Raw genomic sequence first — 15,587 nt, 5'->3', positions numbered from 1 at the left:
AGCAAGGTTTTCCGGCTGGATTGCGCGCGCGCCGTAACACGGCGAAAGCATCATGGGAGTTTGACGACATGCTGAAAAATATCGACCCGGCGCTGAATGCCGATGTCCTGCACGCGCTGCGCGCCATGGGTCACGGCGATACGCTGGTGATCTCCGACACCAACTTCCCCTCCGATTCCGTTGCCCGCCACACGACCGTCGGCAAGGTGCTGCATATCGACAACGTCTCCGCAGCCCGCGCCATGAAGGCGATCCTCTCCGTCCTGCCGCTCGACACGCCGCTGCAGCCTTCCGTCGGCCGCATGGAAGTGATGGGCGCCCCGGATCAACTGGAGCCGGTACAGGTGGAAGTGCAGAAGGAAATCGACGCGGCGGAAGGAAAATCCGCTCCCATGTATGGCATCGAGCGCTTCGCCTTCTACGAACAGGCAAAAAAAGCCTATTGCGTCATCACCACGGGCGAAACCCGGTTTTATGGCTGCTTCCTTCTGACGAAGGGTGTCATCCCGCCGGCGAAGTAAGGCCAAGAACGGGAAAATTGCGCCGGCCGCCCACCCTCATGACAATTTCAAGTTGTTATGGCAAAAACTTCCACTAGGCTTGAAAAACCAACCGGAGGTGTGCGGATCATGACCCAATATGTCCTGGCGTTCTGGAATGTCGAAAACCTGTTTGCGCCGGAGGGTTATCCGGCGCGCGAGCCGTGGATTGCCGAACGGCTGAAGAACGATCTGAAAGGCTGGACCGAGGACCTGTTCAAAACCAAGGTCAAGCAGCTCGGTCTGATCATAAGCCAGATCGGCGGCGCGGGACCGGATCTGCTCGGTGTGTGCGAAGTCGAGAACCGTTTCGTTCTGGAGACGCTGGCGGAACATCTGAACGACCTCATGCCCGCGCGTTCTTATCGTGTCGTACATGCCGATTCCAGCAAGGACCAGCGCGGCATCGATACCGCCTTCATCTACGACAGCAAAAAGCTGCTGATTAACGAAAACGAGATTTTCAGCCATTTCGTGATGCGCCGCACCGGCACGCGCGACATTACCCAATGCACCTTCATCACCAAGGGCCGCCGCCAGCTTATCGCGCTCTCCAATCACTGGCCGTCCCGCTCTGGCGGCGCGGTGGAAAGCGCCGGTTTTCGCATGACGGCCGGTGAGACGCTAGGCTATTGGCATCAGCGCATTAGGGAAGAAAAAGGAAACGACATCGCTGTCATCGCCTTCGGCGACTTCAACGACGATCCTTCCGATGCCTCGCTGCGCTACCACGCCAATTCCACCCGCGAGCGGGACGATGTCGAAAACTCGCAATCGGCCATGTTCTACAATCTCACCTGGAATTACCTGCGCCAGCCGGTGGTCGATTCCGTCGGCACGGCAAGAACGATCTACGGCACGCTCTATTTCAACGGCGATGCCAATATCTTCGATCAAATCCTCGTTTCCCGATCGCTTCTAACCGGTAGCAGCGGCTTCAAGGCGCGCGAGGAGACAGCAAAAATCGAAGCCATTGCCGCCATGGTCAGCCACAGCAAGAATGAGGGGCCGATCCGCTTCGGCCTGTCGAAGGGCGATGCGGTCAAAAACGTCAATCTCGGTGGGTTCTCCGATCACTTCCCTGTTTCGGTGGTTATCGAAGAAGAAGAGGCCATCGTGTGACAGCACATCGAAAACAAAAAGGCCGGAGCTTTCGCTCCGGCCTCCATATTTTCCCCAACAGGCAATGAAGCTTAGTTGACGGCCTTGTCGACCAGCTTGTTCTTGCCGATCCAGGGCATCATGCCGCGCAGCTTGGCGCCGACTTCTTCGATCTGGTGGGCGTCGTTGTTGCGACGAATGCCCTTGAAGCGGGCGCCGCCGGCCTTCCATTCCTGCATCCACTCGGAGGTGAACTTGCCGGTCTGGATGTCGTGCAGAACGCGCTTCATTTCAGCCTTGGTGTCGGCGGTGATGATGCGCGGACCGGTGACGTATTCGCCCCACTCGGCCGTGTTGGAGATCGAGTAGTTCATGTTGGCGATGCCGCCTTCATAGATCAGGTCGACGATCAGCTTCACTTCGTGCAGGCACTCGAAATAGGCCATTTCCGGTGCGTAACCGGCTTCGACCAGAGTTTCGAAACCGGCGCGGATGAGCTCGACGAGACCGCCGCACAGAACGACCTGTTCGCCGAAGAGGTCGGTTTCGCACTCTTCCTTGAAGTTGGTTTCGATGATGCCCGAACGGCCGCCGCCAACGCCGCAGGCGTAGGAGAGAGCGAGTTCAAGGGCGTTGCCGGAAGCGTTCTGATGAACGGCAACGAGGCAGGGAACGCCGCCGCCCTTCTGGTATTCGCCGCGAACCGTGTGGCCGGGGCCCTTCGGTGCGATCATGACGACGTCGAGCGATGCCTTCGGCTCGATGAGGCCGAAGTGAACGTTGAGGCCGTGTGCGAAAGCGATTGCCGCGCCATCACGGATGTTGCCGGCGATGTCGGCCTTGTAGATGTCGGCCTGGAGTTCGTCCGGCGTCGCCATCATCAGAAGGTCGCCCCACTTGGCGGCTTCGGCAACGGTCATGACCTTGAAGCCGTCGGCTTCGGCCTTCTTGACGGTCGGCGAACCGGCCTTCAGAGCGATGACGACGTTCTTGGCGCCGGAATCCTTGAGGTTCAGCGCATGGGCGCGGCCCTGGGAGCCGTAACCGACGATGACGACATTCTTGGACTTGATGAGATTGAGATCGGCATCACGATCATAATAAACGCGCATTTTATGGTCCTTCCCTAATGCTTGTCTCTCAGTTGTCTGAACCGGAATCTCAGGCGGGTTTGCCGCTGAGTTCCGAATGTACCTTTTCCGTACCGTAAAGGGTCAGAAAGGCGACGACCGCCTTCTTCGCCCGGGCGGAAAAATCCTTCTCCGGCGCCTCGCCCAGCAGCATGCGCACATGCAAATCCGAAACGATGAGGCCGTAAAAACCGCGATACGCCTCTTCAGCGTCATCGAAACGCAGATAGCCGGAACGGCGACCCGCTTCGATCAACCCCCGCGCCCGCCGGTCGATCTGGCGACGGCCGCGTTCCAGCAGCAGATCGCCGAGCTTCGAGCCGTCACGGCTCGCCTGCCCTATCGCCAGACGGTTAAGCGCCAGTGACACGTCACCCGCCAGCACATCCAGCAGATCATGCGCAAAAACCTCGAGGTGATCGGCAAGCTGCGGCGCAGACACGCGGTCGCCCGCCTTTTCGAAGGTGCGGACCTTGCTCTGCTGAAAGGTGATCATCGCCGCCAGCAGGCCGTCCCGGTCGCCGAACCACTTGTAGAGGCTTTCCTTGGAACAGTTGGCGGCACGCGCCAGCCCGGATGTGGTAAGCGCTTTCTCGCCGCCCTCGACCAATAGACGCAATGCCTGGTCCAGAACGGCGTTCTGGCGCGGCGAAAATTCCTGCGCTGTGATCGGGTCGGAAGCCAAGTCTTTTTCACTCCAGGGGCTCGATTAATGTACCGTACGGTACGGTTCGAGCGCCATTTAAGCGGAGGCTGCTTGCCCGTCAAGCGGATTCTTCAGGGGAGGATGAGAATTGACGCGGTGCGGCGCAGTGTGGATGCCGGCTTGGGGAGCTTTACTGGGAGGTTTTGTGTTGGTGGCAGATCAATGGCGGGTGGGGCTTGCCCCCCTCTGCCCTGCCGGGCATCTCCCCCTCAAGGGGGGAGATCGACTCGTGGTTGGGTCTCGCCCATCTCAACGTTTGCGAATGGAGCGATGGTAGGGCCTCCTGCCGATCTCCCCCCTTGAGGGGGAGATGCCCGGCAGGGCAGAGGGGGGTAAGCCCCACCCGCCATCGATCCACTAACCGACGCACAACCTTCCCAACTACCCAGCCGCGCTGATCTCCCGCGATGCATCAATATCCCGCGACGGCGATAATCCGTAGAAACGGCTATATTCGCGGCTGAACTGCGACGGGCTCTGATAACCGACGCGGTGGCCGGCGGTGCCCGCATCCAGCCGCTCCAGCAGCATCAGCCGCCGCGCCTCATGCAGCCGCAGTTGCTTCTGGTACTGAACCGGCGTCATGGCCGTGATCGTCTTGAAATGATGATGGAAGGACGAGACGCTCATGCCGATATGATCGGCCAGATCCTCGATACGCAGCTGGCGTGCGAAATTCTCGCGCAGCCAGGCAATGGCGCGGGCGATGCGGTTTCCGTGGCTGCCGGCCGCGATGATGTTCATAAGCTGCCCGCCGGCCGGTCCGGTCAGAATGCGGTAGAGTATTTCCTGTTCGATCAGCGGCGCCATGGCCGCAATGTCCGCCGGACGGTCGAGCAGGCGCAACAGGCGGATAGCCGCATCAAGAAGTTCCGGCGTGGCCGTATTGACGACGATGCCGCGCTGGGCGTTCGCCGGCTCCGCAGGCGGATCGATGGGCACGCGCCGCATGAGATCGAGCAGCTTTTCGCTGTCGATGGCAAGTGCGATGCAGAAATGCGGCACCTCCCTGCTCGCCTCCACCACCCGCCATGCAACCGGCAGATCAAGCGAGGTCAGGAGATAATCCCCTGCGCCATAGTTGATGGTGTCCGTTCCCAATTGAACGCTTTTCGAGCCCTGGATCACCAGCGCGAGACAGGGGCGATAGCTGCCGTGGCATGGGGCGCTCGGCGTCGTGCGCCGGCTGATGCCGAGGGAGTCGATTGCCGTCTGCACCTCGCCGTCCTGGGTGGCATGCCGCGCGGCAATGGAGGCGATCTCCTGATAGACATTGAACGGCAAGGACATAGGGGAAATCCCTTAACTGAAGGAAGAGATGTGTCTGATTGCCTTTTATCTAGAAAGCCGCGCGGCCCGCGCAAAGAGTGCGCCACCATATTTTTGCAGGATCGTGCAAAAAGCTTGGAGGATCGCTCTAACGCCGCCTCGCGCTTCCATCGCATATTCCGTCGTCCCCAACTCCCGAAAGGATATTCAGATGGCTATTGCTAGAGGTTACGCTGCGACCGATGCGTCGAAGCCGCTTACCCCGTTCACCTTCGAACGCCGCGAGCCGAACGATGACGACGTCGTCATCGATATCAAATATGCCGGCATCTGCCACTCGGACATCCACACCGTCCGCAACGAATGGAAGAACGCCGTCTACCCGATCGTTCCCGGCCATGAGATCGCCGGCGTCGTGAAAGCTGTCGGTTCCAAGGTTACGAAGTTCAAGGTCGGCGACCATGTCGGCGTCGGCTGCTTCGTCGATTCCTGCGTCGGCTGCGCCACACGCGATCTGGACAACGAGCATTACATGCCCGGCCTCGTCCAGACCTACAACGACGTCGATCCCTTCACGAAGACCGCGACCCATGGCGGTTATTCCGACTCGATCGTCGTCAAGGAAGGTTACGTCCTGTCGATCCCGGACAACCTGCCACTCGACGCTTCCGCACCGCTTCTCTGCGCCGGCATCACGCTCTATTCGCCGCTGCGTCGCTGGAACGCCGGTCCCGGCCAGAAGGTCGCGATTGTCGGCATGGGCGGTCTCGGTCATATGGGCGTCAAGCTCGGCGCGGCCATGGGCGCGGATATCACCGTTCTCTCGCAGACGCTGTCGAAGAAGGAAGACGGTCTGAAGCTCGGTGCGAAGGACTATTACGCCACCAGCGACGCCTCGACCTTCGAGAAGCTGGCCGGCACCTTCGACCTCATCATCTGCACGGCCGGCGTCGCCATCGACTGGAATGCCTATCTCGGCCTCCTGAAGCCCAAGGGCAGCATGGTCGTCGTCGGTGCGCCGGAACATGCAATCCCGGTGCACGCCTTCTCGCTCATCATCGGCGCGAAGAACCTGTCCGGCTCGATGATCGGTTCGATCAAGGAAACCCAGGATATGCTGGATTTCTGCGGCGAGCACAACATCGTCTCGGAAATCGAGACGATCAACATTCAGGATGTCAACGAAGCCTATGAGCGCGTGCTGAAGAGCGATGTGCGGTATCGCTTCGTCATCGATATGGCGTCGCTCGACGCGTGAGCGTTGGATAGGGCAGGCTCGCCACATCCCCACTCCGTCACCCCGGACTAGATCCGGGGTCCAGTCAGCCCAAGTCCTTGGGCTGAAAAAACTCTTCTCGGCGCGCGAGAGCCGCGTCGGCTGGATGCCGGATCGAGTCCGGCATGACGGAGGAGTAGTTTGGCGCAGCTGTCATAACACAAGGGCGGGAAGCCATGCTTCCCGCCCTTGTCATTTGCCCGCCCTGCCCTCAGGCCTCGTCCTTCAGCGTCTCTTTCTGGGTAATCAGCCGCGCGCTGTGCTGGCCGCTTAAGTAAATCCACAGCCAGCTCCAGGCCACGGCAAGCCGCGACCGGGTTCCGATCAGGAAGTAGATATGGGCAAGCCCCCATATCCACCACGCCAGCACGCCCTTAAGCTTGAACCTGCCGAAATCGATCACCGCCGCACGTTTGCCGATGGTCGCCAGATTGCCCTGATGGCTATAGCGGAACGGCGGCGGCGACGGCTGGCCGGCCAGCCGCGCCTTGATGACCTTCGCAACATAGGCGCCCTGCTGCTTTGCCGCGGGTGCGATGCCCGGCACCGGCTTGCCGTTTTCCTGATTGACGGCGGCCGTATCGCCGATGACGAAGATGTTCGGGTCGTCTTCCAGATGAAGATGCGGCCCGACGACGGCACGTCCCGCCCGGTCGGCGGCGGCGTTGAGCCATTTTGCGGCGGGCGACGCCTGCACGCCGGCAGCCCAGACCACGGTGCGGCAGGGATAATAGGTCTCGCCCACCGTCACGCCCTCATCGCTGCACGCCGTTACCGGCGTGCCGAGCAGCACCTCGACACCGAGTTTTTCGAGTGCTTCCTTCGCATAGGCCGAAAGATCTTCCGTGAAGACCGGCAGAACGCGAGGGCCGGCCTCGACGAGCAGCACCCGGGTCTTTCTGGTATCCACATTGCGGAATTCCGCCGGCAGCGCCTTGTGGGCCAGTTCAGCAATCATGCCCGCCATTTCCACGCCCGTCGGGCCTGCGCCGATAATGACGAAAGTCAGCAGCGCCTGCCGTTCCTCTTCGCTGGTGGCGAGTTCGGCGCGCTCGAAAGCCAGAAGCAGGCGGCGACGGATTGTCGTCGCATCTTCAAGCGTCTTGAGGCCGGGGGCGGAGCGCTCCCACTCGTCGCGGCCGAAATAGGCGTGGCGGGCGCCGGTGGCCAGCACCAGCGTATCGAAACCGATCACCTGACCCGAACTTAAATGCACGGTCCGCGCCGCACGGTCCACGCCGGTCACCTCCGCAAGCAGGGTCGTGACCTCCTTGCGGTCGCGGTAGAGATGGCGGATCGGCCAGGCGATTTCGGATGTCGCCAGAGCCGTCGTCGCAACCTGATAAAGCAATGGCTGGAACAGGTGGTGATTGCGACGATCTATCAATGTGATGCGGACAGGGGCCCCCTCCAGCCCGTGTACCAGTTGCAAACCGCCGAAGCCTCCACCCACGACGACAACATGATGTTCTTGCATATGTCTTCTGCCTTCATAAGCTCGCGCACGGAGCATGCGCCGGCAAACTATAGGCAAAAAAATTGACTTTGGTTATGAAATAGCCTGACCGCAGGCGTGACAAAAACGCCGGACTGTTTCAGCCATGCCATATTCAAGCGCATCCGCCGTCAGCCCGTGACCGATGGAAACCTCGGCCAGATAAGGGATGCGTTTCATCAGCTTGGGCAGGTTTGCGACGGTGAGGTCATGGCCGGCATTGACGGCAAGCCCGAGCGCCAGGGCGTGATCCGCCGTCTGCCCGAGCTTTTCGAGAAGCGCATCACCCTTTTGCGGATCGTCAAAACAGCCGCCATAGGGGCCGGTGTAAAGTTCGATACGCGCCGCCCCCGTCTCGGCCGCCAGTTCCACCGGCTCGCGTTCGCCATCGCCATCGGCAAAAAGCGAGACGCGCATGCCGCCAGCCTTCAGGCGCCCCACCACGTCTTTCAGGAAAACGCCGTGCTTGCGGAAATCCCAGCCGTGGTCGGAGGTTGCCTGCGAGGGATCGTCGGGCACCAGCGTCACCTGCTCCGGTTGGGTCTTTTCGCAAAGAACGAGGAAATCCTCGGTCGGATAACCTTCGATGTTGAATTCCGCGCCGGGAAAACTGTCGTCGATCAGGGCGCGCAGCACCGGCAGATCGGAAAAGCGGATATGGCGCTGATCCGGCCGCGGGTGTACAGTCAGCCCGCTTGCCCCCGCCGCCAGTGCAATATGCCCGAAATGCGCGACATCCGGCCATGGAAGATCGCGGCGGTTGCGTAACATGGCAATTGCGTTCAGATTGACAGAAAGTTTTGCGGGCATGGCATCGGGGCTCCGGTTCGGAATTGACATCCTGTTTCACGCAGGTTGAGGCCAATCGCAAGAAGGCCGGCGAATTTTTTATTATTACGGGAACGAAAACAGGCAATACACGTTACGGTTCTGATGTAGCGTTTGGCATGAGGTCTTGATCGGAAAACATGCCCGTCTTGGGGGAACAAGCAACGGGCACCTTTAAAAAGGCAGGCACACTGTCAAAGAGCGCGAAGGGGGAGACAATGCAGGATGGCCGGATGCCGTTCGAAAGTCACGGCGACGAGGACAAACCCAATCTAAGGATCAGCAGCTTTCTACCGGATATAAGCCTGCCCTCCTCTCTGCCCGCAGAACCCGTGCCCATCGCCGACATGGCCAATATCTTCGGGGTGACCCACCGGACGCTGCATTTTTACGAAGAAAAGGCGCTGCTGACCTCGAAGCGGATCGGCCAGATGCGGGTCTATACCCACCGCAACGTCCAGCGCATGGCCGTCATCAACGTCTGCCGTGAAGTGGGCATTTCCGTCGCCGCCATTACCGAGATCATGGAAAAATTCGTCCGTTCGCTCTCGCAAAGCGAGGCGGACGATATATTCCACGCCGCGCTGCGGCAGCGGAAGCGGGAATTGACGGCCGAGCTTTCCACCCTTCAGCGCCAGGCCCAGCAGATCGAGGAACTGCTGGTCGCCGACACGGATGCGGACGGCATGGATGGCGCGGAACGGGCGCCGGCAAAGGACATCGCCCTCACCGACACCGAACGAAAATGTCTGGAGCTGATGGCGGAGGGTTACGCCCCGGTGAGGCTCGCCCGCGCGCTTGGTCTTTCGGGCAGCGATCTCAATGTTCTCGAGGCGAAGATCATCGGCAAGTTCAATGCCAGCAACCGCTTTCAGGCGGTCGCCAAGGCGGTTCTGCTCGGCGTCATCCGTGCATAGTCACGATCAACGAACGATTGTCAGTGTCTCTGCCGCACGGGTAATGGCGGTGTAAAGCCACCTCTCGCGCGAGTCCCGGAAAGCATAGCTCTCGTCGAAGAGAACCACATTGTTCCACTGCGAACCCTGCGCCTTGTGCACGGTCAGCGCATAGCCGAAATCGAACTCGTCATAACGCTTGCGGGTGGACCACGGAATTTCCGTCTCCACATCCTCGAAGGCCGCCTTCAGCAATTTGATCTTGGCAGCACCACGATCCATATCGTCGTCTTCAGGCCGGATCATCAGGTTGATGCCGGGCTTCACCGTTTCGCGCGAAGAACTCATCACCTGCCAAAGCGAACCGTTGAGCAGCCCCTTGGCCGGATCGTTCCGGAGGCAGACCAGCTTGTCGCCGGATTGCGGGTAGTCGGCGGTAAAACCCTTCAGCTCGCGAAGCCGCTGATTGTAACGGCGGCGGGTGCGGTTGGTGCCGACCAGCACCTGATCGGCATCGAGAACCAGCGACTGCGTCACCTCGGATTTGGAAATCACCTGCGCCGTCCCGTAATCGCCGCGCATGATCTCCCGGCCTTCCCGCACATCCATGGCGAGATGGATGATGGGATTGTCCTTGGCCTGCCGATGGATTTCCGACAGCAGATAATCCGGCTCCTGCTCGGTAAAGAAGCCGCCGCCCGAAACCGGCGGCAGCTGGCCGGGATCGCCAAGCACGAGAATCGGCGTGCCGAAGCTCATCAGGTCCCTGCCGAGCTGCTCGTCCACCATCGAACATTCATCGATGATGATGAGCGCCGCCTTGGCAAGCGGGCTCTGGCGGTTGATGGAGAACATCGGCGCAATCGAAGTCTTGCCGGTTTCCTCGTCTTCCACCGTTTCTTCACCGCGCGGGCGATAGATCAGCGAATGGATGGTGCGGGCATTGGTCGCCCCGCGCGAGCGCAGCACCTGCGCCGCCTTGCCGGTGAAGGCCGCAAACAGCACCTCGCCATCGACATTTTCCGCGAAATGCTTGGCAAGCGTCGTCTTACCCGTTCCGGCATAACCGAACAGCCGGAAAACCGGCGTCCGGCCTTCCTTCAGCCAGCGGGAAACAGCCTTCAGCGCTTCGTCCTGTTGCGGTGAAAATAACATGCGCCCTCATCGCAGGATTCGAGCGTCATGCGCAACAAAAAAAGAACGAAAGATGAATCGCTACGTGAGAATGCGGCAATAAAACACGGCTGGTTTTTAAGCCGTGGTCGCTATCATCCCTTGTATGAAGATATTGATTCTCGGCGCAACAGGTTTCATCGGTTCGGAGGTTCTCAAAAGCCTGCACCTCCGCGGGCATGCCGTGACGGGGCTGGCGCGTTCGGTCACCCGCGCCCGCGACAAATGGCCTTTCGCCAACTGGGTCTCAGCCGATCTTTCCAGGATGACGCACGCGACAGACTGGTCATCGCTCGTCCATGACCATGACGCCATTGTCAATTGCGCGGGCGCGCTGCAGGACGGCCTGTCGGATGACCTTGCCGCGACGCAGGAAAAAGCGATGCTGGCGCTCTATGAAGCAGCGGCGCAGGCGGGCGGCAGACGGATAATCCAGATATCGGCCCGCACGGCGGGGGCCGCATCCGGCCTGCCCTTCCTCGCCACCAAACGCCGAGCCGATGAGGCGCTCGCCGCAAGCGGTCTGCCTCACGTCATTCTGAGCCCCGCGCTGGTGGTTGGGCGAAACGCGCACGGCGGCACGGCACTCGTGCGCGCGCTTGCAGGCTTTCCCTTCGTGGTCCCGCTCGTCAATGGACAAATCGCCGTCCGGACGGTCGCGGTGGAGGATGTGGCAACCGTGGTATGCGCGGCGATCGACGACGAAATCCCGCCGGGCAGCGATCTCGAACTCGCCGCGAAGGAAACGCTGACGTTGCAGGACGTGGTCGCCAGACACCGGCAATGGCTGGGCCTGCGCCGTGCTCCGGTCATAAATCTTCCCGCCGCCTTCATGCGCCCCGTCGGCCTTGTGGCGGATGCCGCAGGCAAACTCGGCTGGCGGTCGCCGCTGCGTTCGACCGCCATGACAGTCATGTCGGAAGGCATCGTGACGGAGAATGAAGCTGGACCGGCGATGGCCTCACTCAAGACCCTGGAACAGACGCTGGCCGCCCACCCTTCCGGCGTGCAGGACCTGTGGTTTGCCAGATTATATCTGCTGAAACCCCTGATCGTTCTCTGCCTGTCTTTATTCTGGCTGCTGTCCGGCCTCGTACCGCTGCTGAATATCACTGGAGCAGTGGCGCATTTCCTGCCCTTTATGCCGCAGGCGCCGGCTGTCATTCTCACGCTCGCCACCTGCCTCATCGATATAGCCCTCGGCATCGCCGTCCTGCTGCGGCCGCTCGCCAGAAAAGCGCTGGTCGCCATGCTGCTGGTCAGCGCCGCTTATCTGGCCGGCGGCAGCCTGCTGGAACCGACCCTTTGGCTCGATCCGCTCGGTCCTCTGGTCAAGGTTCTGCCTTCCGTCGCCCTGACGCTCGTTGCCCTCGCCACCTTGGATGAACGCTGATGGCACTTGAGGAACTTCTGCGGCTTGCCCATGTCATCGGCGCGACGGTGCTGTTCGGCACCGGCGCGGGCATTGCCTTTTTCATGGTGATGGCACGGCGGACGGCCAGCCCGGCGCTGATCGCCCATGTCTCAGGCACCGTCGTCATCGCCGACACGGTCTTTACCGCCACCGCCGCGATCATCCAGCCGGTCACCGGATATTTTCTCGCGCGCATCATCGGCTGGCCGCTGACCGAGGGCTGGATCGCGCTTTCGCTCGCCCTTTATGTCTTCACCGGCATTTTCTGGCTGCCGGTGGTGTGGATACAGATCAGACTGCGCGATATCGCCCGCGACTGCGCCGCCACCGGACAGGCCCTGCCGGCGCAATGGTTCCGGCTTTACCGCATCTGGTTCGCCTGTGGTTTTCCCGCCTTTTTCGCGGTTCTCGGCATCATCTGGCTCATGCTCAACAAGCCGGACATTCCCCTGTTCGGCTGATGCGGCTCAATTGACCGCCTGTCGCTCGACAAGCTGCGCCAGCTGCTCCGCAACCGTGTTCCAACCGTCGAAGAAACCCATCTCCGCGTGCCTGTCGCGATCCTCAGGGTTATTGTGCATGGCATAGGCCACATATTCCATGCCGTCGGGGTGATCGCGAAATGTCATCACGGCGGTGAGGAACGGCTGGGCGGAGGGGCGAAAACCCGCCGTCAGCGCATCGGTGAAAACCAGACGCTGCTCATGATCCACCGCCAGGAAACATCCTTTGACATGCGGACCGAAGGCCGTGCCGTCCTCGCTATAGCGCGTTTCGAAGGCGCCGCCGGGATGGAGCTCCATGCGGTCGACCCGGCATTGGCCGGGATGCGGCACCCACCATTGTTCGAGGCTGGCCTTGTCCGTCCAGGCATTCCAGACGAGCCGGCGCGGCGCCCTGATGATGCGTGAAACCTTCAGGTCGAGATCGGGATTGAAAGTCTCGGTCATTGGTCATTCTCCCCTTTGCTGGACATCCTGTCCTGTTGCGCCATGACGAATTGTTCGAGCCGGTCGGTGCGGCCTTCCCAGATGGCGCGTTGTTGCGACAACCAGCCATCGAGCATGGAGAACCTCTGTTTCTCCAGGGAACAGAACCGGACACGCCCCTGCTTGCGCGTCACGATCAGCCCCGCCTCTTCCAGCTGGCGGATATGTTTCATGAAGGATGGCAGGGCCATGTCGAAGGGTTCGGCCAGCGTTCCGATGCTCGCCTCCCCGCCGCCCAGCCGCAGGATCACCGCCCTGCGGGTCGGATCGGCAAGAGACTGAAAGATATCGTTGAGCGCGTCTGAATAGTTTTCCATAAGGCTAACTATCATATCGAAATAGTTAGCTCAATGGATAAGTTTAAAAATCGCGAAAATTCGTTGCCGCAGGGAATAATCCGTCGGGCTGCGGTGTCTCTTGATGTGCTGGCGGCAGAGGCCGCCCGAACCAAGGAGGATATGTCCATGAAGATCCGCTTTATCGTTCCCGCCCTCGTTCTGGCTTTTGCCGGAACGGCCTATGCCGCCCCTATGGTCGAAACCGTCAAGACCGCCAAGGGCGATGTGCTGGCGGGCGAAAAAGGCATGACGCTCTACACTTTCAAGAACGACAAGAAGGGCGTATCCAATTGTTATGACAAATGCGCGGTGAACTGGCCGCCGTTTTTCGCAGCCGCAAGCGACAAGGCCGAGGGCGCCTATTCCCTCGTGAAGCGCAAGGACGGCAAGATGCAATGGGCGAAGGATGGCATGCCGCTTTATTACTGGGTCAAGGACACGAAAAAAGGCGACGCCACCGGCGACGGTATGAACGGTGTATGGGATGCCGCAAAACCCTGATGGCATGAAGGACGAAAAGCGGGGGAACCATTCCCCCGCAGCCGGCAGTTTCGAAACCGAAATGCTGGCGCTGATGCCCATGCTGCGCCGTTATTCCCGCAGCCTTTCCCGTTCCGACGCCGATGGCGAAGACCTCTTGCAGGACTGCGTGGAAAAGGCGCTGGCCAATAAAAGGCAATGGCGCGGAACGGGTTTGAAATCATGGGCTTATACGATAATGACGAATCTTTATCGTAACCGCCACCGCGCCGAGAAACGCCACCCGTCCGAGAGCCTGGACGGCCATGAGAGCATCGCCATTGCCGACACCCTCGGCGATACGCTGGAGAATGACCGGCTGCACGGCGCTCTGGCACTTCTTTCACCGGACATGCGCGCCGTGCTGATGCTGGTGACGGTGGAAGGCTACAGCTATCAGGAGGCGGCCGAGACATTGTCGATCCCGCTCGGCACCGTCATGTCCAGACTGTCCCGCGCCCGCGAAACCCTTCGCCAGCATCTGGCGGCGGATAATATCATACCCCTGCGGAGACCAAGATGAAACGGCTAGAGGCCATAACCGAAGACGATCTGCACGCCTATGTCGACGGACTTCTTTCCGACGATGACCGCGCGGCTGTCGAGGCCTGGCTGGCGGAAAGGCCGGAAGAGCAGGCCCGTGTGGAGGAATGGAGAAAACAGGCCGATATTCTGCGCAACGCCTTCGCCTCCTATGCCGCCGCACATCCGCATGACGCATCGATGCTCAGCCCGCAAAAGAAGGATCGCGCATGGCGGGCAAAACCGGTTCTCCTGCAAACAGCGGCAGCCCTTTTGATCTTCGTGGCGGGTGCTGCGGCGGGCAGGCTTCTGCCGCCGTCTTTTTCCACACCGCAGGACGTGACGCTGGCGTCGCTGACGACGGATATTCCCGCACAGGCGAAATCCGCCTATCTCATCTATGCGAGCGAGGTGCGCCATCCCGTCGAAGTCGGCGCGGGAGAACAGCAGCATCTCGCCACATGGCTCGGCAAGCGGCTCGGTTACCCCTTCACCATCCCCGATCTCTCGAAGATCGGATACGACCTCGTCGGCGGGCGTCTTATCCCCGTCAGCGGCAAACCGGGCGCGATGCTGATGTATCAGGACAAGACCGGCCGTCGGGTGACGGTGCTGATCGGCCACAACGAGGAAAACCGCACCACCAGCTTCCGCATGGCCAGCGCCGACGGCATCGAGACCTTCTACTGGATCGACAATGAACTGGGTTACGCCGTGTCCGCCGAGCTGACGCGCGACGAGGTGCAAGCGATCGCCGAGGAATGCTACCGGCAGTTCCCGACGTGAAGACCGTTATTTCAGCATCGGCCAGAGGCTGATGACGAGAAGCACGGCCATGGTGATATTGAACCATTTGAGCCGGACCGGCACCGCCAGCCATTCCCGCAATGCCGAGCCGAAACCGGCCCAGGTGGAAACGCTGGGAAGATTGACCGCGGCGAAGGCCACACCGACGACAAGCACGGTGAGGAAATATTGCCGTTCATCCGTATAGGTCGCCATCGCCGTCACCGCCATCACCCACGCCTTGGGATTGACCCACTGAAAGGCGGCCGCGGCAAGGAAACTCATCGGCTCCGATGCGGCCGAACCTTCGCTCAGGCTGCGGGAGGTGCCGATCTTCCACGCAATCCAGACGAGATAGAGCCCGCCTGCGAATTTCAGCCCGGTGTAAAGCACGGGCACCGAATGCAACAACGCGCCGAGACCGAAGCCGACCCCGATCAGCAGCGACAGGAACCCCGCCCCGATGCCCAGCATATGCGGGATGGTGCGGCGGAATCCGAAATTCACGCCGGAGGCAAAAAGCATCATATTGTTCGGGCCGGGCGTGATGGATGTGGTGAAGGCAAACAGCACCAGCGCGACAAGAGTTTCGACAGTCATGATTTC

At 60.7% G+C, this 15,587-nt stretch carries 18 protein-coding genes; 9 read left to right on the top strand and 9 right to left on the bottom strand.

From position 1 onward, the window contains the following. The first annotated feature begins 68 nt into the window (after window positions 1–68). Together ACQZ5N_RS09850 and ACQZ5N_RS09845 are read left to right on the top strand one after the other, a co-directional pair. On the top strand, window positions 69–521 hold the full coding sequence (locus ACQZ5N_RS09850) for an RbsD/FucU family protein (RefSeq protein WP_003522400.1): 453 nt from the start codon (window positions 69–71) through the stop codon (window positions 519–521). 108 nt (window positions 522–629) lie between these two features. Further along, complete coding sequence (locus tag ACQZ5N_RS09845) at window positions 630–1,661, top strand: endonuclease/exonuclease/phosphatase family protein (protein WP_448732795.1); 1,032 nt, start codon at window positions 630–632, stop codon at window positions 1,659–1,661. Window positions 1,662–1,732: 71 nt separating this feature from the next. Here the strand turns inward: ACQZ5N_RS09845 and ilvC are convergent, their stop codons facing one another. The 3 genes from ilvC to ACQZ5N_RS09830 all read right to left on the bottom strand — a co-directional run bounded on the left by ilvC (window position 1,733) and on the right by ACQZ5N_RS09830 (window position 4,766). Beyond that, the gene (gene ilvC, locus ACQZ5N_RS09840; RefSeq protein WP_046798127.1) at window positions 1,733–2,752 is read right to left on the bottom strand and encodes a ketol-acid reductoisomerase; all 1,020 of its coding nucleotides are present in this window, start codon (window positions 2,750–2,752) and stop codon (window positions 1,733–1,735) included. Window positions 2,753–2,801: 49 nt separating this feature from the next. Beyond that, window positions 2,802–3,455 carry a TetR/AcrR family transcriptional regulator gene (locus ACQZ5N_RS09835; RefSeq protein ID WP_448732794.1) on the bottom strand — a complete coding sequence of 218 codons (654 nt, stop codon included), beginning with the start codon at window positions 3,453–3,455 and terminating at the stop codon, window positions 2,802–2,804. Window positions 3,456–3,857: 402 nt separating this feature from the next. Then, window positions 3,858–4,766, bottom strand: coding sequence for an AraC family transcriptional regulator (locus ACQZ5N_RS09830; RefSeq protein ID WP_020811163.1), 909 nt, complete (start codon window positions 4,764–4,766; stop codon window positions 3,858–3,860). Window positions 4,767–4,956: 190 nt separating this feature from the next. Here ACQZ5N_RS09830 and ACQZ5N_RS09825 point away from each other — a divergent pair, with 190 nt between their 5' ends. Further along, window positions 4,957–6,003 (top strand): NAD(P)-dependent alcohol dehydrogenase, encoded by a 1,047-nt coding sequence (locus ACQZ5N_RS09825; RefSeq protein ID WP_142779439.1) that lies wholly within the window; start codon window positions 4,957–4,959, stop codon window positions 6,001–6,003. Between the two features lie 229 nt (window positions 6,004–6,232). On the opposite strand, the gene ACQZ5N_RS09820 is transcribed toward ACQZ5N_RS09825, so the two are convergent. After that, the gene (locus ACQZ5N_RS09820) at window positions 6,233–7,498 is read right to left on the bottom strand and encodes an NAD(P)/FAD-dependent oxidoreductase (RefSeq protein WP_448732793.1); all 1,266 of its coding nucleotides are present in this window, start codon (window positions 7,496–7,498) and stop codon (window positions 6,233–6,235) included. Between the two features lie 72 nt (window positions 7,499–7,570). Continuing rightward, window positions 7,571–8,326, bottom strand: coding sequence for a pyridoxine 5'-phosphate synthase (locus ACQZ5N_RS09815; protein ID WP_448732792.1), 756 nt, complete (start codon window positions 8,324–8,326; stop codon window positions 7,571–7,573). A gap of 236 nt (window positions 8,327–8,562) precedes the next feature. On the opposite strand from ACQZ5N_RS09815, the gene ACQZ5N_RS09810 reads away from it, so the two are divergent. After that, window positions 8,563–9,261: a MerR family transcriptional regulator gene (locus ACQZ5N_RS09810; RefSeq protein WP_080851513.1), complete on the top strand. Its 699-nt coding sequence runs from the start codon at window positions 8,563–8,565 to the stop codon at window positions 9,259–9,261. Between the two features lie 6 nt (window positions 9,262–9,267). Here the strand turns inward: ACQZ5N_RS09810 and ACQZ5N_RS09805 are convergent, their stop codons facing one another. Continuing rightward, on the bottom strand, window positions 9,268–10,395 hold the full coding sequence (locus tag ACQZ5N_RS09805; protein ID WP_003522390.1) for an ATP-dependent DNA helicase: 1,128 nt from the start codon (window positions 10,393–10,395) through the stop codon (window positions 9,268–9,270). Between the two features lie 124 nt (window positions 10,396–10,519). On the opposite strand from ACQZ5N_RS09805, the gene ACQZ5N_RS09800 reads away from it, so the two are divergent. After that, entirely contained in the window at window positions 10,520–11,806 is a 1,287-nt protein-coding gene (locus ACQZ5N_RS09800) for an SDR family oxidoreductase (RefSeq protein WP_448732791.1), read from the top strand. After that, window positions 11,806–12,288 (top strand): DUF2269 family protein, encoded by a 483-nt coding sequence (locus ACQZ5N_RS09795; protein ID WP_142779444.1) that lies wholly within the window; start codon window positions 11,806–11,808, stop codon window positions 12,286–12,288. The genes ACQZ5N_RS09800 and ACQZ5N_RS09795 overlap by 1 nt, the downstream gene beginning before the upstream one ends. A gap of 6 nt (window positions 12,289–12,294) precedes the next feature. On the opposite strand, the gene ACQZ5N_RS09790 is transcribed toward ACQZ5N_RS09795, so the two are convergent. Together ACQZ5N_RS09790 and ACQZ5N_RS09785 are read right to left on the bottom strand one after the other, a co-directional pair. Then, window positions 12,295–12,777 carry an SRPBCC family protein gene (locus tag ACQZ5N_RS09790; protein ID WP_448732790.1) on the bottom strand — a complete coding sequence of 161 codons (483 nt, stop codon included), beginning with the start codon at window positions 12,775–12,777 and terminating at the stop codon, window positions 12,295–12,297. Next, on the bottom strand, window positions 12,774–13,133 hold the full coding sequence (locus ACQZ5N_RS09785) for an ArsR/SmtB family transcription factor (RefSeq protein ID WP_198939095.1): 360 nt from the start codon (window positions 13,131–13,133) through the stop codon (window positions 12,774–12,776). The genes ACQZ5N_RS09790 and ACQZ5N_RS09785 overlap by 4 nt, the downstream gene beginning before the upstream one ends. A 141-nt stretch (window positions 13,134–13,274) precedes the next feature. On the opposite strand from ACQZ5N_RS09785, the gene ACQZ5N_RS09780 reads away from it, so the two are divergent. The 3 genes from ACQZ5N_RS09780 to ACQZ5N_RS09770 are packed head-to-tail and all read left to right on the top strand — an operon-like array spanning window position 13,275 to window position 14,981. Then, window positions 13,275–13,655 (top strand): COG4315 family predicted lipoprotein, encoded by a 381-nt coding sequence (locus tag ACQZ5N_RS09780; protein WP_078051963.1) that lies wholly within the window; start codon window positions 13,275–13,277, stop codon window positions 13,653–13,655. Further along, on the top strand, window positions 13,639–14,196 hold the full coding sequence (locus tag ACQZ5N_RS09775) for an RNA polymerase sigma factor (RefSeq protein ID WP_448732789.1): 558 nt from the start codon (window positions 13,639–13,641) through the stop codon (window positions 14,194–14,196). The genes ACQZ5N_RS09780 and ACQZ5N_RS09775 overlap by 17 nt, the downstream gene beginning before the upstream one ends. Beyond that, complete coding sequence (locus ACQZ5N_RS09770; protein WP_269313831.1) at window positions 14,193–14,981, top strand: anti-sigma factor family protein; 789 nt, start codon at window positions 14,193–14,195, stop codon at window positions 14,979–14,981. Before ACQZ5N_RS09775 ends, ACQZ5N_RS09770 begins: the two co-directional genes overlap by 4 nt. A gap of 6 nt (window positions 14,982–14,987) precedes the next feature. Here the strand turns inward: ACQZ5N_RS09770 and ACQZ5N_RS09765 are convergent, their stop codons facing one another. Then, the gene (locus ACQZ5N_RS09765; protein WP_080856548.1) at window positions 14,988–15,581 is read right to left on the bottom strand and encodes a LysE family translocator; all 594 of its coding nucleotides are present in this window, start codon (window positions 15,579–15,581) and stop codon (window positions 14,988–14,990) included. Between the last annotated feature and the right edge of the window lie 6 nt (window positions 15,582–15,587).

The organism is Agrobacterium sp. 22-221-1 (assembly GCF_053522445.1).
Note: the sequence above shows the minus strand (reverse complement) of the source record. Positions and strands in the feature narration are given on the sequence as shown.